Source organism: Bordetella sp., assembly GCF_057362025.1.
On the sequence record NZ_JBMQQZ010000098.1, the window covers coordinates 1 to 19,530 of the forward strand.

The 19,530-nt window shown below is 66.4% G+C and carries 19 protein-coding genes; 6 read left to right on the forward strand and 13 right to left on the reverse strand.

Annotated features, from left to right (window positions below; genetic code table 11):
• The 10 genes from ACO1P8_RS22100 to ACO1P8_RS22145 form a co-directional block, all read right to left on the reverse strand.
• A partial coding sequence (locus tag ACO1P8_RS22100; protein WP_486297999.1) for an enolase-like domain-containing protein occupies positions 1-437 on the reverse strand: 437 nt, incomplete at its 3' end.
• 2 nt (positions 438-439) lie between these two features.
• Positions 440-1,414 (reverse strand): Bug family tripartite tricarboxylate transporter substrate binding protein, encoded by a 975-nt coding sequence (locus ACO1P8_RS22105; protein WP_486298000.1) that lies wholly within the window; start codon positions 1,412-1,414, stop codon positions 440-442.
• A 74-nt stretch (positions 1,415-1,488) separates the two neighbouring features.
• A complete protein-coding gene (locus ACO1P8_RS22110) occupies positions 1,489-2,190 on the reverse strand; it encodes a FadR/GntR family transcriptional regulator (RefSeq protein WP_486298001.1) in 702 nt (233 codons plus the stop codon).
• A gap of 169 nt (positions 2,191-2,359) precedes the next feature.
• The gene (gene hutG / locus ACO1P8_RS22115) at positions 2,360-3,193 is read right to left on the reverse strand and encodes an N-formylglutamate deformylase (RefSeq protein WP_486298002.1); all 834 of its coding nucleotides are present in this window, start codon (positions 3,191-3,193) and stop codon (positions 2,360-2,362) included.
• A gap of 22 nt (positions 3,194-3,215) precedes the next feature.
• The gene (locus tag ACO1P8_RS22120) at positions 3,216-4,607 is read right to left on the reverse strand and encodes a formimidoylglutamate deiminase (protein ID WP_486298003.1); all 1,392 of its coding nucleotides are present in this window, start codon (positions 4,605-4,607) and stop codon (positions 3,216-3,218) included.
• Positions 4,604-5,347 (reverse strand): HutD/Ves family protein, encoded by a 744-nt coding sequence (locus ACO1P8_RS22125; protein ID WP_486298004.1) that lies wholly within the window; start codon positions 5,345-5,347, stop codon positions 4,604-4,606. Before ACO1P8_RS22125 ends, ACO1P8_RS22120 begins: the two co-directional genes overlap by 4 nt.
• Positions 5,340-6,110, reverse strand: coding sequence for an amino acid ABC transporter ATP-binding protein (locus tag ACO1P8_RS22130; RefSeq protein WP_486298005.1), 771 nt, complete (start codon positions 6,108-6,110; stop codon positions 5,340-5,342). The genes ACO1P8_RS22125 and ACO1P8_RS22130 overlap by 8 nt, the downstream gene beginning before the upstream one ends.
• Positions 6,107-6,775: an amino acid ABC transporter permease gene (locus tag ACO1P8_RS22135; protein WP_486298006.1), complete on the reverse strand. Its 669-nt coding sequence runs from the start codon at positions 6,773-6,775 to the stop codon at positions 6,107-6,109. The genes ACO1P8_RS22130 and ACO1P8_RS22135 overlap by 4 nt, the downstream gene beginning before the upstream one ends.
• Positions 6,776-6,783: 8 nt before the next feature.
• Complete coding sequence (locus tag ACO1P8_RS22140) at positions 6,784-7,533, reverse strand: transporter substrate-binding domain-containing protein (RefSeq protein ID WP_486298007.1); 750 nt, start codon at positions 7,531-7,533, stop codon at positions 6,784-6,786.
• 46 nt (positions 7,534-7,579) lie between these two features.
• On the reverse strand, positions 7,580-8,380 hold the full coding sequence (locus ACO1P8_RS22145; protein WP_486298008.1) for an IclR family transcriptional regulator: 801 nt from the start codon (positions 8,378-8,380) through the stop codon (positions 7,580-7,582).
• A 363-nt stretch (positions 8,381-8,743) separates the two neighbouring features.
• On the opposite strand from ACO1P8_RS22145, the gene ACO1P8_RS22150 reads away from it, so the two are divergent.
• From ACO1P8_RS22150 to ACO1P8_RS22160, 3 genes are all read left to right on the forward strand, one after another.
• Positions 8,744-10,852 carry a hydantoinase/oxoprolinase family protein gene (locus tag ACO1P8_RS22150; protein WP_486298009.1) on the forward strand — a complete coding sequence of 703 codons (2,109 nt, stop codon included), beginning with the start codon at positions 8,744-8,746 and terminating at the stop codon, positions 10,850-10,852.
• On the forward strand, positions 10,849-12,480 hold the full coding sequence (locus ACO1P8_RS22155; RefSeq protein ID WP_486298010.1) for a hydantoinase B/oxoprolinase family protein: 1,632 nt from the start codon (positions 10,849-10,851) through the stop codon (positions 12,478-12,480). The genes ACO1P8_RS22150 and ACO1P8_RS22155 overlap by 4 nt, the downstream gene beginning before the upstream one ends.
• Positions 12,481-12,555: 75 nt before the next feature.
• Positions 12,556-13,536: a Bug family tripartite tricarboxylate transporter substrate binding protein gene (locus tag ACO1P8_RS22160; protein WP_486298011.1), complete on the forward strand. Its 981-nt coding sequence runs from the start codon at positions 12,556-12,558 to the stop codon at positions 13,534-13,536.
• Between the two features lie 61 nt (positions 13,537-13,597).
• On the opposite strand, the gene ACO1P8_RS22165 is transcribed toward ACO1P8_RS22160, so the two are convergent.
• A complete protein-coding gene (locus tag ACO1P8_RS22165; RefSeq protein ID WP_486298012.1) occupies positions 13,598-14,569 on the reverse strand; it encodes a LysR family transcriptional regulator in 972 nt (323 codons plus the stop codon).
• A 260-nt stretch (positions 14,570-14,829) separates the two neighbouring features.
• Between ACO1P8_RS22165 and ACO1P8_RS22170 the strand changes: the two genes are divergently transcribed.
• Entirely contained in the window at positions 14,830-16,032 is a 1,203-nt protein-coding gene (locus ACO1P8_RS22170; protein ID WP_486298013.1) for a pyridoxal phosphate-dependent aminotransferase, read from the forward strand.
• 107 nt (positions 16,033-16,139) lie between these two features.
• Here ACO1P8_RS22170 and ACO1P8_RS22175 read toward each other — a convergent pair whose 3' ends face one another.
• Positions 16,140-16,958, reverse strand: a complete 819-nt coding sequence (locus ACO1P8_RS22175; RefSeq protein WP_486298014.1) for an SDR family NAD(P)-dependent oxidoreductase — start codon at positions 16,956-16,958, stop codon at positions 16,140-16,142.
• Between ACO1P8_RS22175 and ACO1P8_RS22180 the strand changes: the two genes are divergently transcribed.
• Entirely contained in the window at positions 16,950-17,171 is a 222-nt protein-coding gene (locus tag ACO1P8_RS22180) for a winged helix-turn-helix transcriptional regulator (protein ID WP_486298025.1), read from the forward strand. The genes ACO1P8_RS22175 and ACO1P8_RS22180 overlap by 9 nt on opposite strands.
• A 23-nt stretch (positions 17,172-17,194) precedes the next feature.
• Here ACO1P8_RS22180 and ACO1P8_RS22185 read toward each other — a convergent pair whose 3' ends face one another.
• Complete coding sequence (locus ACO1P8_RS22185) at positions 17,195-18,235, reverse strand: GlxA family transcriptional regulator (protein ID WP_486298015.1); 1,041 nt, start codon at positions 18,233-18,235, stop codon at positions 17,195-17,197.
• Between the two features lie 108 nt (positions 18,236-18,343).
• On the opposite strand from ACO1P8_RS22185, the gene ACO1P8_RS22190 reads away from it, so the two are divergent.
• Positions 18,344-19,519, forward strand: coding sequence for an MFS transporter (locus ACO1P8_RS22190; RefSeq protein ID WP_486298016.1), 1,176 nt, complete (start codon positions 18,344-18,346; stop codon positions 19,517-19,519).
• Positions 19,520-19,530 lie beyond the last annotated feature (11 nt).

A 19,530-nucleotide genomic window follows, 5' to 3' on the forward strand; every position in this document is an offset into this window, starting at 1 on the left:
CCGGGCCAGTAGTAGCCGCCGCTGGCGTAGGCCGGCACCTTGTCCGTGACCACCGCGCCCAGCAACTTGTACAAGGGCTTGCCCACGCTGCGCGCGTTCAGGTCCCACAGCGCCACATCCAGCGCGGACAAGGCGCGCAGCACGGCACCGGCGCGTCCCTGCAGCAGGGCTTCCTGGTACATCTCGCGCCACAGTCCTTCGACGCGCCAGCTGTCCTGGCCCAGCAGCAGGGGGCCTAGCAGGTCCGTTACGGCCACCTGCAGCAGGCGGCCGGAGGTGTTGACCGCGTAGCAATAGCCGATGCCTTCGACGCCGTCCGTGTCGCGGACGCGCACCAGGCAGTATTCGCGCGCGTTGACGGTACGCGTGGAAAACTGCACCGGGTTGTCCAGGGGGACCCTGGCGATGCAGGCCGATACCGATTCGATAGCTGCCATGGTTACTCCGCTTTGATGCCGGTTTTCTTGAAGACGTCCGCCCACTTCGCATATTCGCTTTGCATCAGCGCGGCGAACTCTGCGGGCGTATCGCCGACGGGAACGGCCCCTTGCTGGGCCAGCCACTGCTGGGTTTCGGGCTTGCGCACGATCGCCACGATCTCTTTGTTCAACCTGTCGACGATGGGCTGGGGCGTGCCGCCGGGCGCGATGACGCCGAACCACACATCCGAGTCGTAGCCCGGCACGGTTTCAGCCACCGTGGGAACGTCGGGCAACACCGCTGCGCGCTGCGCCGAACTGACCGCCAGGGCCTTCAGGCGCTTGTCCTTCAGAAAGGGTAGGGACTGGACGGTGGTCAGGAACATCAGCGATACCTGGCCAGCCAGCAGATCGTTCATGGCCGGCGCGCCTCCGCGATAGGCGACGTGGGTCATCTTGATGCCGGCCATCTGGTTCATCAGCTCGTGCGACAGGTGCTGCGTCGAGCCGTTGCCGGGCGAACCGAAGTTGATGCTGCCCGGCTTGGCCTTGGCCAGCGCGATCAGCTCCGCGACGTTGTTGGCCGGCAGGTGGGGATTGGCCAGCAGCACGAAAGGCGAGGTCGCTACCACGCTGACCGGCGTGAAGTCCTTCAGGACGTTATAGGGCAGGTCCTTGTAAAGCAGGCCGTTGGTGATGTGCGACGAAATCGTCAGCATGAGGGTGTAGCCGTCGGGTGCCGAGCGCGCCAGTTCCGTGGTGCCGATCACCCCATTGGCGCCACCCCGGTTTTCGACCACCACGGTCTGTCCCAATGATTTGCCCAACTGCTGGGCCAGGTAGCGCGCCAGCATATCGGTACCCCCTCCCGGGGGAAAACCGACGATCAGCTTGAGCTGTTTGTCGGGATACGCGGCCCGCGCGCTTTCGGGCGCCGTGCCGAACGCGAGCGCCGATACGGCACCCAGGATGGCCAACCAATGTCGTGCCTTCATGTCGTCTCCTCCAGGGAAGTTGCCTCGCCCGTGTTTCCGGGCGTAGGCGGGGTGTCGCCCCGGGCGCGGCGGCCCTAATGGGCGTGGAACTTGCGCAGCCGCTCCATGCCGTTGCGCAGGTGCGCGCCGGCGGCCGTCGCGGCTGCCGCGCTGTCGCGCGCGGCGATGGCGTCGTAGATCGCCTGGTGTTCCTGTTGCACCGCCTGCAGCCAGCCGGCAATGCTGCTGTTGCCGCGGCTGATGCTCAATTGCGCGCGGACATGGCGCTCCAGGAACCGCGTGAAGTCGTCGTAGACGCGGTTGTTGGTGGCGCGTGCGATGGCGCGATGAAAGCGCATGTCCTGCTCCACGCCGTCGCCGCCGTGCTTCTGCACGTGCTCCAGCTCCTTCAGAGCGGCGCGGATTTCGCGCAACTGCGTCGAGGTGGCCCGCTCCGCGGCCAGGGCCGCCGCTTGCGTTTCCACCCCGATCCGCAGCTCGAAGACCTGCTGGACGGTTTGTTGTGGCGATTCGGCGCCGGCCATGATGCGAAAGGGCGCGGCGGTAAGGGTTTCGGCGACGAAAGCGCCCAGGCCTTGCCGGGTGGTGACCAGCCCGTCGGATTTCAGGCGGGCGATACCTTCGCGTATGACGGTGCGGCTGACCCCGTACTCGGCGGCGAGCTGTTCCTCGGTGGGAAGCCGGCTGCCTGGCGCGCGCTCGCCCGACTCGATCTGGCGTGCCAGGATCTCGCTGAGTTTTTCCGTCAGGTTGGCGTTGCGCAGGGCAGGGGGCATGGGGAGGCGTCCTCGAACAGGCAGCCAGCAGGTGAGCCGGTCACATGGTTATCATACAAGCGGATGTTTTGTGGGCGCAAGACCCCCGGTACGTGCCGGCCTGGAAGATGTCGGGGCCAGGCAGGCACGCCGTCGACGCGCCTGTCCGGCCCCGGGGCGGCGGCTTCGCTTACGCCTTACGCGTGCGCTGCACGCCGTCGAATGCCGTCTGCACCATCCGTTGCAGCAGCGGCTGGATGCGGGTGGCGCGTTCGGGCAGGTAGTCGAAAGGCAGGGCTTCCTGCATATAGCTGCACTGCGTCATCTCCAGCTGGATGGCATGGATGCCTTGTTCCGGCTGTCCGTAGTGGCGCGTGATGTAGCCGCCGGTGAAGCGCCCGTTCAGTACGCTGGTATAGCCCTGCGGCTCGCCTTCGCGGGCCACGCCGTAGACGGCTTCGGCGATGTCCTGCGCACAGGCGATGCCTTTGCCCGTGCCCAGGTTCAGGTCGGTCAGCTTGCCTTCGAAGAAGCGCGGCAGCACCGAGCGGATCGAATGCGCGTCCCACAGCAGCACCGCGCCATGCCGGGCGCGCAGCCGCGCCAGCTCCTCGGCCAGTTTGTCGTGATAGGGCTGCCAGACCTGCGCGCGGCGCGCGGCGACCTCGGCTTCGCCGGGGACGTCATCCGGATTGCGGTAGAGCGGCGTGTCGTCGAAGGTGTCGACAGGGCACAGGCCGGTCACGCTCTGGCCGGGGTACAGGCTGCTGCCATCGGGCGGACGGTTCAGATCGGCGACGTAGCGCGAATGCGTGGCGGCCAGCACCGATGCGCCCATGCCGACCACGAAGTCGTACAGGCGTTCCAGGTGCCAGTCGGTGTCGGGCACCTGGCGCGCCTCGTCGGTCAGGCGGTCGGCGATCGCGGGGGGCACGTAGGTGCCGACATGGGGCATCGACACCAGCAGCGGCGCGGTGCCTTGCCGGAAGGTGTAGACGGGACGGTCGGTCAGGACTAGTGACATGGATGTTCCTCCAGATGATGAATCAGCTTTCCGCCACGAGCATGCGGCGCACTTGGACGAATGCCGCCGCGGCCTCGTCGCGCAGCGCATGGCGGCCTTCCCGCACGCGGGGTTGTCCGCCGACCCAGACGTTGCGTATGGCGGACGTGCGGTGGCTGCCGAATACATGGGCCGACAGCATATCGCGCGCCGGCAAACCGGCCAGGGCGACATGCTGCGCATCCAGTTCCAGGAAGTCGGCCTGTTCGCCGGGCTGCAGGCCGCCCGTGGCGCGTCCGCTGGCCCGGGCGCCGCCCGCGACGGCGGCCAGCGTCATCGCGGTGGCGACGTGCGGTTGTTCGGCATCGGCCATCACGTTGCGCTGGCGCGTGGTCAGGCGCAGGCCGTACTCCAGCCATTGCAGTTCTTCGGCGGCATTGACGGTGGAGTGGCTGTCCGAGCCTATGCCCCACAGTCCGTTGCCTTTGCGCCAGCGGGCCATGTCGAACAGTCCATCGCCCAGGTTGGCTTCGGTCGTCGGGCACAGGCCGGCCACCGCGCCGGTGCGCGCGGCATCCACGGCCTCCTCCGGCGTCATATGCGTGGCATGGACCAGGCACCAGCGCGGTCCCACCGGCGCGTTTTCCAGCAGCCAGCGCACGGGTGGCAGGCCGCTCCAGGCAATGCAGTCTTCCACTTCCTTGACCTGCTCGGCGATATGGATGTGGATGGGCGCGCCGGGATCCAGGGCGTCCAGGCCGGCCAGCGCCTCGGCCAGCGACGCCGGCGGCACCGCGCGCAGCGAATGCGGCGCCAGCCCGGGCCGTGCGCCTTGCGCATCGCAGGCGGGCTTCAAGGTGTCCAGCAGCCGCAGCATGGCCGTCGTGTCGTGCAGGAAGCGGCGTTGGCCGGCATGCGCGGCGGCGCCGCCAAAGCCGCCGGTCTGGTACAGCACCGGCAGCAGCGTCATGCCGATGCCGGCCCGTGCCGCCGCGCGCAGGATGGCCAGCGCCATTTCCGGGCCCTGGGCATACGGCTGTCCCTGCGGATCGTGGTGCAGATAATGAAATTCGCAGACGCCGGTGTAGCCGGCCTCCAGCATTTCGACATACAGCCAGGTGGCTATCGTCTCGGCGTGGGTGGGGTCGATGCGGCCCGCGCAGCGGTACATCAGCTCGCGCCAGCTCCAGAAACTGTCGGCAGCCTGGGCCCGGTATTCGGTCAGGCCGCAGAAGCCGCGCTGGAACGCATGCGAATGCAGATTGGGCATGCCGGGAATCAGCGGACCGGTGGCGCGTGGCTGGTCCGGTGCGGGCGCCGTGCCGGGAAGAACCGCCGTCAGGCGGCCATGCGTATCCCAGGACAAGGCGACATCGCGCGCCCAGCCGCCCGGCAGCAGCGCATCCGCGGCCCAAAGACTGTGTGTTTCGTTCATATCGGTTCCTGTCCGCGCGTGTCCTCGCGGGTGGCCTGCGCGCGCGCGTTGCCGCCCGCGCCATCGTTCGGGGAAGGGATCTCGATGTCGACGACCAGCAATCCCGTTCCAGGGGCATCGCCTTCGGGTGCGCCGCCGCGCGCGCGCCAGCGTTGGGCCGCGCCGGCCCACCACAGGCCGGCGCCGGGCGCCAGTACATGCCGGGCGCCATCGCCGGTATCGACCTCCCAGGTGCCGCCGACGGCCATCAGCAGGCCGAATGCGATGGGCGGCAGTTCGCCGCTGTCACGGATGACGGTCACGCGTGTCCGCGCGGGGCCGCGGCGGCTCATTACATTGAAGTCTTCCGACGCGGCGCCTTGCAGAACGCAGTCGACGTCCACGTCGCCCGGGAAGGCGAAAGGCGCGAGCGGCCGGGTCAGCGCGTGTTCCCCCGCCGGAAAATCACCACGCAACACGACGCCGGGACCGCTCAGCAAGGTAATGACACGGTCCACGCCGGCGAAGCGCGAGAACGGCCCGCTGGCGTCGATGCGGGCAACGCTGATGCGCCACAGGAAGTCGTCCAGTCCCGCGCCGGGCGGCCAGCATGCGATTTCGCGGGTCAGGCCGCCGCCGTTTTTCCAGGGCTGGGCGGGCAGGTCGGCCAGGCGGAAATGTGTCAGTCCGGGGGCGGTGGGCGTGTCGCGCCGGTTCCGATCGGCCGTCTCGCCGCTCCCGGAGGAAAGTCTGTCAGCCACGCTTGAGCACCGCCTGCAGGAATTCGCGCGTGCGAGGTTGATCGGGCATGGTGAAGATCCGCGACGGCGGGCCGGCCTCGATGATGCCGCCTCCATCCATCACTATCACGCTGTCCGCGACTTCCTGGGCGAAAGCCATTTCGTGCGTCACCACCATCATGGTCATGCCTTCGGCCGCCAGGATCTTCATCACCTTCAGCACTTCGCCGACCAGTTCCGGATCCAGTGCCGAGGTGGGCTCGTCGAACAGCATTACCCGCGGCTTCATGGCCAGGGCGCGCGCGATGGCGACGCGCTGCTTCTGCCCCCCCGACAGGCTGGCCGGCATCGCGTCCGCCTTGTGCGACAGCCCGACTTTTTCCAGCAGCGCGCGGGCTTCTTCTTCGGCCTGCCGGCGCGGGATGCCGCGCAGTTTGCGCGGGCCCAGGGTGATGTTGTGCAGGACGTTCAGATGCGCGAATAGGTTGAAGGACTGGAACACCATGCCCACTTCTTCGCGCAGCTTGTTCAGCTTGCCATCGGGCAGCATGCGTCCGCCGGCCAGCAGCGGCCGGCCGCAGATCTCGATGTCGCCGCCCTGCGCCTGCTCCAGGCCGTTGCAGCAGCGCAGCAGGGTACTTTTTCCCGATCCGCTGGGCCCGATGACCACGACCACCTGCGACGGCATGACATCCAGGTCGACGCCGCGCAGGACGACGTTGTCGCCATAGGCCTTGGTCAACTGCCGGATGCGGACCATGGGTTGTTGATCGGCCGCGCTCATTGCACCATTCCTCCCGCGCGCAGGCGCAGCTCGATACGGCGCAGCAGGAATGTCGTGGCGCCGGTCAGGACGAAGTAAATCACCGCGATGGCCAGGTATACCTCCAGCGAACGGTACGACACGGAGATGATTTTCTGGCCCTCGTGCATGACGTCGTGGATGGTCAGCAGCGAGACCAGCGCGGAGTTCTTGATCAAGGCGATGAACTCGTTGCCCAGCGGCGGAATCATGCGTACGAAGGCCTGCGGCAGCACGACGCTGGTCATGGCCATGCGCGCCGGCATGCCCAGCGAGCGCGCGGCCTCGACCTGTCCGCGGTCGATGGACTGGATGGCTCCCCGGACGATCTCGGAGACATAGGCACCGCTGTAGACCGACAGGCCGATGGTGCCGCACACGAATGCGGGCAGCATGATGCCGAACTGCGGCAGGCCGAAGAACAGGATGAACAGCTGCACCAGCAGGGGCGTGCCGCGGATCGCCGCCACGTAGGCCGAACAGATGCCGTAGACGAGGCGCCGGCGCGGGTCCAGCCGGCCGATGCCGACCAGCAGCCCGATCAGGCAACCGCACAGCAGCGACACCGAGACGATCTCCACCGTGACGGCGGCGCCTCGCAGCAGGTCGGGCCAGTTGGCCCAGACCGGGGAGAAATCCAGATCCATTCAGGGCCTCAGTTGCTGAACCACTTCTTGACGATGGCGTCGTAGGTGCCATCGGCCTTCAGCTGGGCCAGCGCTTTGTTCAGGCTGGCGGTCAGCTCGGGCTCGTCCTTGCGCACGGCCATGCCGTAGGCTTCGGTCGTAAGTTGTTGGGGCAGCACCTTCAGGCCGCCGCGCGTGCGTACGTACTGGTAGGCGGCGGGCTTGCCCGTAACGGCGGCATCGGCGCGGCCGATGGCCACCAGGTTGAACATCTGGTCGTTCTTCTCCACTTCCACCAACTTCACGCCGGGATAGTTTTCCTTCAGGTAACCCACCGATTTGGTGCCCACCTGTACCGTGACCTGCTTGCCCTCCAGATCCTTGGGCGACTTGATCGTGGTGTTGTCGGCCTTGACCATCGCAACCAGGCCACCGGCGTAGTAGGAGTCGCCAAAGTCCACCACCTTGCGGCGTTCGTCGGTGATGTAAATGGCGGACACGGCCATGTCATAGCGCTTGGCGACCAGCCCGGGAATCAGGCCCTTGAAATCGATCTGGGTCCATTCGACTTTCTTGCCCATGGCCTTGGCCAGGGCTTCTACCAATTCGATGTCGAAACCGGTGAGCTTGTCGTTCTCGACGTACTCCATGGGAGGGAAGGTGGCGTCGGTGACGACGCGTATCACGTCGTCGGCGCGCGCGGTTGCCGGCGCGGCGGCCCACAGCATCGGACACAGGGCAATCGCGGCCATCAGGGCGCGGCGGCTTAGGGCTTTCATGAAAGGCTCCTTGGGGTTCAGGACACGCAGGTCCGGTGGACGGGGGTCAACTCAAACTCAACAGGCGGGACACGCGCGCGGCGGCCACCACTACCATTTCGATCAATTCGCCTTCGCGGGTCAGGGCGCGCGCGATCGGGGCCATCAGCGTCATGCAGCCGGCCAGGCGCTGGCCGGAACCGAACAACGGGGCGCTGGCGCCCCAGACGCCTTCATCGATTTCATTCTGGCTGCATGCATAGCCGGCCTTGCGGATCGCGGCCAGCGATGCGCGGTCGGGCAACTGGGGATCCGTCGGGTCGCCCTGCCAGGCATCCAGCACGGCATCGCGCCGCGCCGCCGGCAGGTGGGCCAGCAGGCACTTGGCCGTGGCCCCCTTGCGCAAGGGCACGCTGCGGCCTTTTTCGAACGAACAGCGCAGCGCTTGCGGACTTTCCAGCATGTCCAGGCAGATGGCGCGGTCGTTCACCGCCACGATCAATCCCACGCTTTCATGCGATTGCTTCACCAGCCGCTGCATGTCCATGCGCGCCATGTGGACCAGGTTGGAGCTGGCATCGAAGCCCTGCGCCAATTGCAGGCCTACCGGTCCGGGGGCATAGGTGCCGTCTTCTTCCTGCACGAACCCCCACTGCTTCAGGCGGGCCAACTGACGGTACAGCGAACTGCGCGGCAAGCCCGTCGCGTCGGCCAGCTCCTGCGCGGTGGCCGGGCCATTCCATTGGGCCAGGGTGGCCAGCACCAGCAGGACGCGGTCTTGGGAAGCGGGGGAGTTCGCGGCGGCAGACATGATGGCGCAAGTATCGGCCAGCGCGCCGCGCGCGCCAAGCGCGGAGTCCCATTCCATGGGAATCGACCGCGTATTTTGGGTACGCGTGACGTACCCCTGCGGAAGATATAAGTATCTGATTTGGCACGAAATATGGTTTATTAAGGGATTACCCTAGGAAAGGTGTGGTGTCGCGTTGTCCCACGCGGTGGGACGAATGGACAGGGCCTGCCCCATTCTGGCGCACCGCGGATGCCGGCGGCGCGCCTACCGCACTACCCCGGTACATCGCCCCGGCTTGTTCGCCCGCATCGACGCGCCACGCTGGGGCATGCGCTGGATATATCGGATTTGGCGAAAAGTAATTCGTTATTTTTCATTGGAGTAAATCAATGTCCGCTCCTATGATCCGGCGGATATTGGCCATACAGGGAGAAGCACGTGGCAGGGTGGGCGATCGGGATCGATATCGGAGGTACCTTCACCGATATCGTGGCGCTGGACTACGGGGCTTCGACCCTGCACAGCCTGAAAGTGCTGACGACGCACGGCGACCCCGCCGAAGGCGTCGCGGACGGCGTGGGCCGGATCGTGGCGTCCTGCCGCATCGACCCGGCAAAGGTTACGCGTATCGTGCACGCCACGACGCTGTTCACCAACGCGCTCATCGAGCGTCGTGGCAGCAGGACCGGCCTGCTCGTCACACGGGGTTTCCGGGACGTGGTCGAGATCGGCCACGAACGCAAGTACGACCTTTACGACCTGCAGATCGAGGCAGCGCCCGCGCTGGTCGAACGGCGCCTGCGGGCGGAGATCGGCGCCCGCATGGACGCCGGGGGCCGCGAAATCGAACCCGTGGACGCGCGCGAAGTGGTCGCGGCCGTGGGCGCGCTGGTCCGCGACGGGATCGAGTCGCTCGCGGTCTGTCTGTTGCACGCCTATGCCAGCGACGAACATGAGCGGCAGATCCGTGAGATCGTGCAGGGAGAATTCCCCGATCTGGCGATCACGCTCTCCAGCGAGGTCGCACCGGTCGTGCGCGAGTTCGAGCGCATGTCGACGACCTCGGCCAATGCCTATATCAAGCCCCTGGCCAGCCGCTACCTGGACAACCTGCAACGCCGCCTGCGCGATCTGGGCCTGCGCGCCGACGTTCTGATGATGCTCTCCAATGGCGGTTTGTCCCACCTGGGCGAAGCGCGGCGCGTGCCCATCGAACTGCTGGAATCCGGTCCGGCGGCCGGCGCGATATCGGCGGCCCACTACAGCCAGCGCGACCGTCAGGCCGACCTGCTGGCCTTCGATATGGGCGGGACAACTGCAAAGCTTTGTTTGGTGGAAAACGGCCAGCCCTCGATCTCGTTCGGCTTCGAAGCCGCGCGCCAGAAGCGCTTTGCCGAAGGCAGCGGCCTGCCGATACGCATCACCACGATCGACCTGATCGAAATCGGTGCCGGCGGCGGCAGTATCGCCAGCCAGGACGCCCTGGGCCTGCTGAAGGTGGGGCCGCATAGCGCCGGCTCCGAACCCGGGCCCGTCTGCTACGGACTGGGTGGCGACCAGCCCACCGTGACCGACGCCAATCTGCTGCTGGGCTATTTGAATCCGGACTATTTCGCGGGAGGGACGATGTCCATCGACCGCGAGTCGGCGCGCGCCGCCCTCGACGCCATGGGAACGGAACTGGACCACGACGCCATCGACGTCGCCTGGGGCATCCATGACATCGTTGCCGAGAACATGGCCGGGGCCGCGCGCGTGCACGTCGCCGAACGCGGCCGCGATCCGCGGGACTTCGTGCTGCTGTGCACCGGCGGCGGCGGTCCGCTGCATTCCTATTACGTGGCGCAGAAGATAGGCGTGCGCACCATCATCTGCCCGCCTGCCGCCGGCGTGGCTTCGGCCTATGGCCTGCTGGTCGCCCCCGCGCGCGCCGACCGCTCGCGCACGGTCAACGTGCGGCCGGCCGCGGACAGCCTGGAGGACCTGGAACACGCCTACACGGCACTGGAACGCAACGCCGTCGAATCCCTCCGTCCGCTGGATGCGGCCTTCGGGCCGTGCGCGGCGCGGCGCAGCGCCGATGGCCGTTTCGCCGGGCAAGGTTTCAGCCTGACGGTGGATCTGCCGCCCGGCCCCTATGCGGGCGCGGGCGCCGCCGACAGCGAGACGGTGCGCCAGGCGCTGCTGCGCGCGTTCGAGGCCGGCTATCGCGAAAAGTTCGGCCGTACCCCGCCCGACGTGCCCATCGAACTGCTGAACCTGCGGGTCAGCGCAACCGCGCCGCCCCGCGAGCGGCTGGCCCACGCGGACTTGAAGCCCGCCGGCCCTATCGAACCGGCCGGCATGCGCGCCGTCTATTTCCGCGAATCCGCCGGCTTTGTCGATACCCCCGTCTACAAGCGCGACGTCCTGCATCCGGGCTTCGACCACGCCGGGCCGATGCTGATCGAGGACGAGGGATCCACCCTGGTCGTCGGCCCGCGCGGCCACGTCCGGCAACTTCCAAGCGGCAATTTGATCGTCACGATTCAGGAGCAGCAGGCATGACCCATCCGAACGGCCGACACGGCGACCCGGCGGCGGACCCTATCTTCCTGGAAGTGTTCTGGACGCGGATCCGTTCCGTGGTCAATGAAGCCGCCAAGCTGATCGTCCGCACATCGTTCTCGACGCTATCGACCGAGGCGAACGACTTCGCCGTGGTGCTTACCGATTCCGCCGGCCGTTCCCTGGCGGAGAATTCCGGCAGCATTCCGTCCTTCATCGGCACGCTGCCGCGTACCGTGCAGGCGACCATCGCGCGCTTCGGCCGCGAGGATATGCGCGACGGCGATGTGTTCATCACCAACAACCCGTGGATCGGTACGGGGCACCTGAACGACGTCAGCCTGGTCAAGCCGATTTTCCATGGCGGCGTGCTGGTCGGCTTCGCGGCCTCCGCCGCGCACGTGCCGGACATCGGCGGCAAGATACGCTCGGTGGACGCGCGCGAATTGTTCGAGGAAGGCTTCCATATCCCGCTGATGCGCCTGCTGCGCGACGGCCAGGCGGACGAGACGCTGCTGTCGTTGATCCGCACCAATGTCCGGACACCGCAGCAGACGGTGGGCGACATCTGGTCGCAGGTCGGCGCGGTGGAGCTGATTGCGAATCGCCTCGACGCCATCCTGGATGAATACCGCCTGGCCGGTATCGATGCGCTGGCGCAGGCCTTGTTCGATCGCAGCGAAGCGGCCATGCGCCGCGCCATACGCCAACTGCCGAACGGCGAGTACCGCTACGCCATGGAAACCGATGGCTTCGAGAATCGGTTTCAGTACCACGTACGGGTGCGCGTCCGCGACGAAGAAATCGAATGCGATTTCACCGGGACGTCGCCGCAGCAGCCGCGCGGCATCAATTGCGTGCTGGCCTACACCAGCGCGATGTCGGTATACGCGATCAAGAGCCTGCTGCTGCCGGAATTGCCGAACAACGATGGCCTGTTCCGTCCCATCGGTATCACGGCGCCGGAAGGCTCCATCCTGAATCCGCGCATGCCGGCGCCGGTGGGCGGCCGTGCCTGCACCGGCCACTATGTGCCCACGGTAATCTTCGGCGCCTTGTTCGCGATCCTGCCGCACAAAGTCATGGCCGGGGTCGGCTCGCCGCTATGGATCGCCAACCTGAGCGGTACGCGCGAGGACGGACGGCCCTTCGCCACCGTGCTGTTCTATAACGGCGGCATGGGCGGGACGGCCGGGAAGGACGGCGCATCGGTCATGTCCTGGCCCAGCAATATCTCGGCCACGCCCATTGAAGTGGCCGAACGCGAAGCCCCGTTGTTCTTCAAGTACAAGCGGCTGCGCGCGGATTCAGGCGGGCAGGGGACCTATCGCGGTGGGCTGGGCCAGGAGATCTGTTTTATCAGCCGGCATCACGCGCCGTTGTCGATCGTGTTCCTGACCGAGCGCCTGCGCGTGCCCGCGCCGGGGCTGGGCGGCGGTGGCGACGGCGCGTTGGGCGAGGTCATCGTCAATGGCGAGGCCATCGACAGCCGTCGTCCGCATGTGCTGCATCCCGGCGACGAAGTGATATTGCGCACGCCCGGCGGCGGGGGCTACGGCGACCCCGCGGAGCGGGATGCCGCGGCAAGGACACGGGATATCGCCCAGGGCTATATCTCGGCGGACTGAACCCGGCGGCGCAGGACGCCGCCGGGTTCGGTAAATCAACCAGGCCGCCGCAGCGGCCGATTCAAGGGAAAGCAGATGAAGCTAACGTTGACGTGTGGGATGGCCGCCTTATCGATATTGGCGTCCTTGAGCTCGGCGGGCGTATCGGCGGCGCCGGCATATCCGAGCAAGCCGATACGGGTGATCGTGCCGTATCCAGCCGGCGGCTCGACCGACGTGCTGGCGCGCATGCTGGGCCAGAAGGTGGGCGAATCGCTGGGCCAGACGGTGATCGTGGAGAACCGTCCGGGCGCCAGTGGCAATATCGGCGCTTCTTTTGTGGCGAAGTCCGAACCTGACGGCTACACGCTGTTCCTGGGAACCTCGACGGCGCTGTCGGTGAACCAGAGCCTGTACAAGACGTTGCCGTACGACCCGCAGAAGGACTTCACGCCCATCGTGCTGGCCACCATGCTGCCCAGCCTGGTCGTGGTCAACGACAAGGTACCGGTAAAGTCCGTGCACGAGTTGACGGAATGGCTGAAAGGCCCCGGACGTTCGGCCAGCTATGCGTCGTCGGGCGCCGGCACGCCCGCGCACCTGGGGGGCGAACTGTACAAGCGGCTGACCGGGACGCACGCCACGCATGTCCCTTATAAAGGAGGCGCGCCGGCCCTGACCGACCTGGTCGGCGGGCAGACGGCCTATATGTTCGCGATCCTGCCCGAAGCGATGCCCTTGGTGAAGACCGGCCAATTGCGCGCGCTGGCGGTCACCACGTCCAAGCGCTTGCCGGCTTATCCGGACCTGCCCACCGTGGCGGAGTCCGGCGTGCCCGGCTATGAGCTGATCGGCTGGTACGGTTTCCTGGCGCCGGCGGGTACACCGGCTCCGATCATCGACACCCTGAACAAAGCCTTCAACCGGGGATTGCAGGATCCCGACACCCGCAAGAAGCTGCAGGACCTGGGGTTCGAGGTGGTCGGCGGCCCGCCTCAGGCCCTGAGCGACCTGATGCGCAGCGAATCCGTCAAATGGAAGCAGGTCATCGACAAGGCCGGGATCAAGCTGGAATAGAAGGCCTCCGCCGGTTTCCAGGCATCCTGCGCGGACGCGGGTCGGCGGGAAGGGCTGCCGGTTACTTTCGCGGTGCCGGGCGTTTGTTCGATGTCCGCCTGCCGCCCAGTGTCCTGACGCCGGGCGGCAGGGCGCGTTCGTCGATGGCGCGGCGCATGAATTCCAGCAGGTGTGTGGAGCTGGGCGACAGCGCGCGCAGCTTGCGGCTGATCAGGCAGATCTCGCGCGACAGCCTGGGCCCGCTGACCTCGCGGAACACGAATGGCGCGAATTGTCCCATGCCCGCCGCGAGTGCCGGAATGATGGCGTAGCTGGCGCCCATGCGCAGCACCGCATGCAGCGACGTGGTGCTGGATATTTCGTCGCGCATGCCGGAGAACATGTCCTTGCGGCCGGCATTCTGCCGCAGGAATGCCCCGATGCCCGTGTCCGGCGAAAAGCTGACGTAGTCCGACGGGTCCAGCTCGGACCAGCGCAAGGGCCTGCGGCTGGCGCCGTAGCGATGCCGTGGATCGCATACGACCCCATAGCGGTCCTCCAGCAGAGGGGTGTACACGAGGTCGTCGTGTCCCCGGTGCCGGCTGGTCACCGCGAAATCCAGCTCGCCGCCGGCCACCATGGTTTCGACCAGTTCCGCGCCGGCGTCGCGCAGCGAGATCGTGGTGTCCGGATATTCCGTCTTGAAGGCATGGGCCGCGCTGGCCAGGAAATGTTCGATCACCGAGGCCGCCGCGGCAATCCGGATATGGCCCTGGCGCCCCTGCGAGAAGGCCTGCAGGTCGCTGAGCGCGCCGTCGAAGTGGCTCAGTATCTTTTCGGCTTCTACCTTGAAGCGCACGGCTTCGTTGGTCATGGCGACGCGGCGCGTGCTGCGGTCGAACAGCTTGACCCCGACGGTTTCCTCGAACTGCTGGATGGTGGCGGTCAGCGAGGACTGCGTCAGGAACAGGCGCGAGGCGGCCACCGTGAAAGAACCGGCGTCGGCCACCGCCACGAAACATCGCAGGTGTCGGAGGGAGATATTGCGCAGCATGGTCGGGTCCGATTGCACCGCGCGGGAGCGGGGCGTCTTTGAGGATGAGAGGCGCCGGTTCGGGGACCGGTCGCGGCGGAAGGATGCGCCCGAGCGGGCCAGGCCTGGCGGCTTCCGATCATATATTGATGAAAACGAATAAACAATCGAAATTCATTGTTTGTTATGAACAAAGCCCATTCCTAGAATTCATGCCGACGATCCCATTTCCGGGAATGTGCATACCGGCGCCATCGCCACGAACCGCAAAGGACACAGACATGGGCTTACTCGCAGACCGCGTCAATCGCATCAAGCCGTCTCCCAGCTCGATGGCGGGGCAGCGCGCGCGCGAATTGCGCGCCAGCGGGCGCGATATCCTGGGTCTTACCGCCGGCGAGCCCGATTTCGACACCCCCGAAAACGTCATCGAGGCGGCCACGCGCGCCATGGCGCAATCGCGCACCAAATACACCGATGTGGGCGGCACGCCGGAGCTGAAGGCGGCCATCGCGGACAAGTTCAAGCGCGAAAACCGCCTGGACTACAAGAAGGAAGAAATCATCGCCGGCACGGGTGGCAAGCAGGTGATCTTCAACGCCTTAATGTGCACGGTGGGCAAGGGCGACGAGGTCATCGTGCCGGCACCGTACTGGGTGTCGTATCCGGATATCGCGCTGCTTGCCGGCGCCACCCCCGTCTTCGCGCCGACGCGGGTCGAGGACGGCTTCAAGCTGTGCCCCGCCGAACTGGAGCGCGCCATCACACCCCGGACGCGGTGGCTGATACTGAACGCGCCGAACAATCCCAGTGGCGCGACGTACTCCGCCCAGGAGCTGAAAGCGCTGGCGCAGGTGCTGCTGCGCCATCCTCAGGTGTGGATTCTCTCGGACGATATGTACGAGCACATCCTCTACGACGGGCGCCGGTTCAGCACCATGGCCGAGGTCGAACCGGAACTGAAGTCGCGCACGCTGACGGTAAACGGCGTATCCAAAGCCTATGCGATGACGGGATGGCGCATCGGCTACGCAGGCGGCCCGGGCGAACTGATCAAGGCCATGACCAAGCTGCAGTCGCAGAGCACGTCCAACCCGTCGTCCATCAGCCAGGCCGCCGCGCGCGAGGCACTGGACGGCCCGCAGGATTTCATCGCGCAACGCACGGCAATCTTCCAGCAGCGGCGCGATTTCCTGGTCGGCATGCTGAACGCCATTCCCGGCATCCGCTGCCATGTGCCGGAAGGCGCCTTCTATGCCTTTCCTTCCTGCGCCCAGCTGATGGGACGCCGGACGCCGCAGGGCAGGGTATTGGGCAGCGACGAGGACTTCATCATGTACCTGCTGGAGGAAGTGGACTTCGCCGTCCTGCAGGGCGCGGCCTACGGGGTGTCGCCGTACTTCCGCCTGTCGTTCGCCGCGTCCATGGATAGCATCAAGGAAGGCTGCGGCCGCCTGCGACGGGCCTGCGAACGACTCGTTTGAGGCGAATCCCGCGCGCCGTATTGCCGCGCCTTGCGGGCAGGCGCGATGGCCGCCGGCAATCGACGTCCATCATCGTTGGAATAAGCGCCGTTGAGCCTTTAGGGACGTCACACCTGCGCCATGCCGCCATCTACCGGCAGATCGATGCCGGTGATGAAGCTCGCCTCTTCGCTGGCAAGGAACAGCGCGGCAGATGCCACTTCGTCGGCCCGGCCCATGCGGCCAAGCGGGATCAGTTTCGTCAGCGTCTCGCGCACTTCGTCGGACGCTGCCGCCATCATGGCGGTGTCGGTGGGCCCCGGCGCGACTACGTTGACGCGGATGTTGCGGGGGGCAAGCTCGTTGGCCCAGGTTCGTGCGAACGAGCGTACCGCCGCCTTGGTCGCCCCGTAGACGCCGTAGCCTATGGTGCCGATCTCGTCGGCGATCGAGCCGACCAGCACCACCGAGCCGCCGTCGGGCATGATTGCGGTCGCAGCCTTGGTGGCGAACAGGAGCGCTCGCACGTTGAGGCCGAAGTGCCGATCGAAATGATCCTCGACAACTGCATCGAGGGTTGCGAACTCCGAGATGCCGGCGTTGACGACGAGCACGTCCACCCGCCCCGCCTCGCTGTGTACCGCCTCGAAGAAGGCGGCCAGCGCTGTCGTGTCGGACGCGTCAACGCAGCGCGCGCGCAACGTGCCCGCGCCATGACCTGCTTCGCCCTCTTCGGCACGGCGGCTGGTTGCATAGACCGTGGCGCCTTCCACGGCGAAGCGCCGCGCGATGGCGCCGCCAATGCCTTCATGACCGCCCACGACGACCGCGATCTTTCCTGAAAGCCTGCTCATATTTTTCGTGACCTCATTGCCAAGGTCAGCGCCCTGTGCACGCAACCGGCGCGATTCAACGACCTCAAACGGCGCCTCGACGGCATTACCCACAAGGCGCTGTCGGATGCGCTGAAGCGGTTGGAGCGTGACGGCCTTCTCAACCGCACAGTACTCCCGACGCAGCCTATCGGCGTCGAGTACACGATCACGGCGCTTGGGGCGTCGCTGCGTGAACCTTTTGCGGCTCTCTACAACTGGTCTCTCGCCCACGGAAAGAAACTGACGGAAGCGCAGATTTCCTACGATGACTCGAGAATGCACTGAGCGTTCGAGAGGACAATGAACCCTCATTGCGAGCTGTTTTTCCTGGTCGGTACGCTGAACGGCATGTTGCCGGGGCCCCGGGACGCGGGCGATTCCGCCCGCGTTGTGCCGGCCGGCGCGGCAGGTACCCGGCTTTTCCTGGACAGATGGCGGACCATCTGGGGAGGTTGCCCCAACACCCGCAGGAACGCGCGCCGCATCTGCTCACGATCGGAAAAGCCGGCCTGTCCGGCGATGACGTCCAGCGACAGGCGGCCTTGCTCCAGCATGAGCCTGGCAGCTTCCACGCGCAGGCGCTCCACCGCCTTGGCTGGCGATTGGCCCGTTTCGGCGCTGAATGCCCTGCTGAACTGACGGGGGCTCAGGCTGGCCGCCTTGGCAAGCTCCTCCACGGACAAGGGTTGCCGTAAGTTGGCATTCGCATAATCAATCGCCTTCTGGATGCGATCGGACTTCGGTGACAGTTCGAGCAGCGTGGAAAACTGCGACTGGCCGCCGGCGCGCCTGTGATAGACCACAAGCTTGCGGGCGACCGCGCGGGACGCCTCGGCGCCATGGTCCTTCTCGATCATGGCCAGTGCCATGTCTATCGTCGCCGTCATTCCCGCGGACGTCCATACCGAGCCATCGACGATAAAAATCTGGTCACCTTCCACGGCAATCGCGGGGAAGTCACGCTGAAGGTCGCGCGCGAATCGCCAATGGGTGGTCGCGCGCCGCCCATCCAGGACACCGGCTTCGGCAAGGACGAAGGCACCCGTGCACGGCGCGGCGATGCGGCGCGATGTCGCCAGCGATCGCTGCACGAAAGCGATCAGCGCGGGCGACGCACCCACGGTACGCACACCCGAGGCGAACATCACCGTATCGAACGAGCTATCCCCGAAGGGCTCCGTGTCGATGCGAATGCCGGCGGAGGCCCGCACCAGGCCGCCGGTCTCCGAAAGCATCGTCACCTCATACGCCGGTTCGTCCAGGACCGTGTTCGCCAGCTCGAAGGCGGTGACGGCGGCAAGCCCCAATACGTAGAAATCTGGAAAAACGACAAAGCCGATCCGGTGCATGGGTCGTCCTCGGGATGGCATGAATTTGCAGTGTATATGACATTTGCGCCATCAGGCGCCCGCACTATCCTGATTGCCATGCCCGCAATACAGCAACAGGAAAACGCCATGGACCGCCGCCTACTCATGCTTGCCCTCGGGATGTTCGCGATGGGTACGGACAACTTCGTCGTCGCCGGGATTCTTGCCAGCGTCGCGGAGTCCCTGCACACCTCGGTCAGCCTGGCGGGACAAATGGTGACGGTGTATGCGCTGTCCTATGCCGTAGCGGCGCCGGTCATGGCCGCCGCGGCAGGAGGCTGGCCGCGCAAGCTGCTTCTGGTCCTGGCCCTGGGCATCTTCGTGGCGGGCAATGCCATAACCGCGCTGGCGCAGGATCTGGACACCGTGCTGTGGAGCCGCGCCCTGGCCGGATTCGGTGCTGCGCTGTTCTCGCCGACCGCACTGGGCGTTGCTTCCGTGCTGGTCCCGCCGGAAAGACGGGGACGCGCCCTTGCCGCCGTGACCGCCGGGCTGACCGGCGCGACGGCGCTGGGCGCACCCATCGGCACCTTCATCGGAGGCTTCGGCAACTGGAGAAACACGCTGTGGTTCGTGGCTTTGCTCGGCCTGATCGCCATGGCTGGCCTATGGACGCTGCTGCGCGCCATTCCGCGTCCTCCCGTTTTCAGCCTGCGCCAGCGGCTGACCCCGGTGCGCGACATACGGATCGCGCTGGTCTTGCTGACTTCGCTGCTCGCTTTCGGCGGTTTCTTGATGGTCTACACCTATGCTGGCTTGGTACTCGATCGCGCAACGGGTGGGGATGGACGCATACTGGCCGGCCTGCTTCTGCTTTGGGGCGTCGCGGCGACGCTGGGCAACGTATGGTCGGGCCGTCTGGTGGATCGCTTCGGCAGCCGTCCGGTCGTCAACGGGTTGCTGGGCGCCGGTGCCTTGGGCTTTTGCGCGTTGCCATGGGCGTCGGCTCATGCGGGCACCGCCGCGATTGCTCTGGTCGTGTGGGGCATCTGTGGATGGGGCGCCCTGGTGCCGCAACAGCATCGGCTGGTGGCGGTTGCGCCGCACGTCGCGCCGTTGGTTCTTGCCCTTAACAATACGGCCACCTACGGCGGCCTGGCCGCGTCCAGCGTCCTGGGCGGCTTCGTCATCCTGTTCGTGGATCCGCATTATCTAAGCCTGATCGGCGCGGGGCTTATCGCGCTGGCCATAGTCGTGGCGGAAGCCGCCTATCGCAGCATCGCGCGTCCGTCCTTATCCGGCGCGCAGGCGGCTGGGGCATGACGTCCTGTACA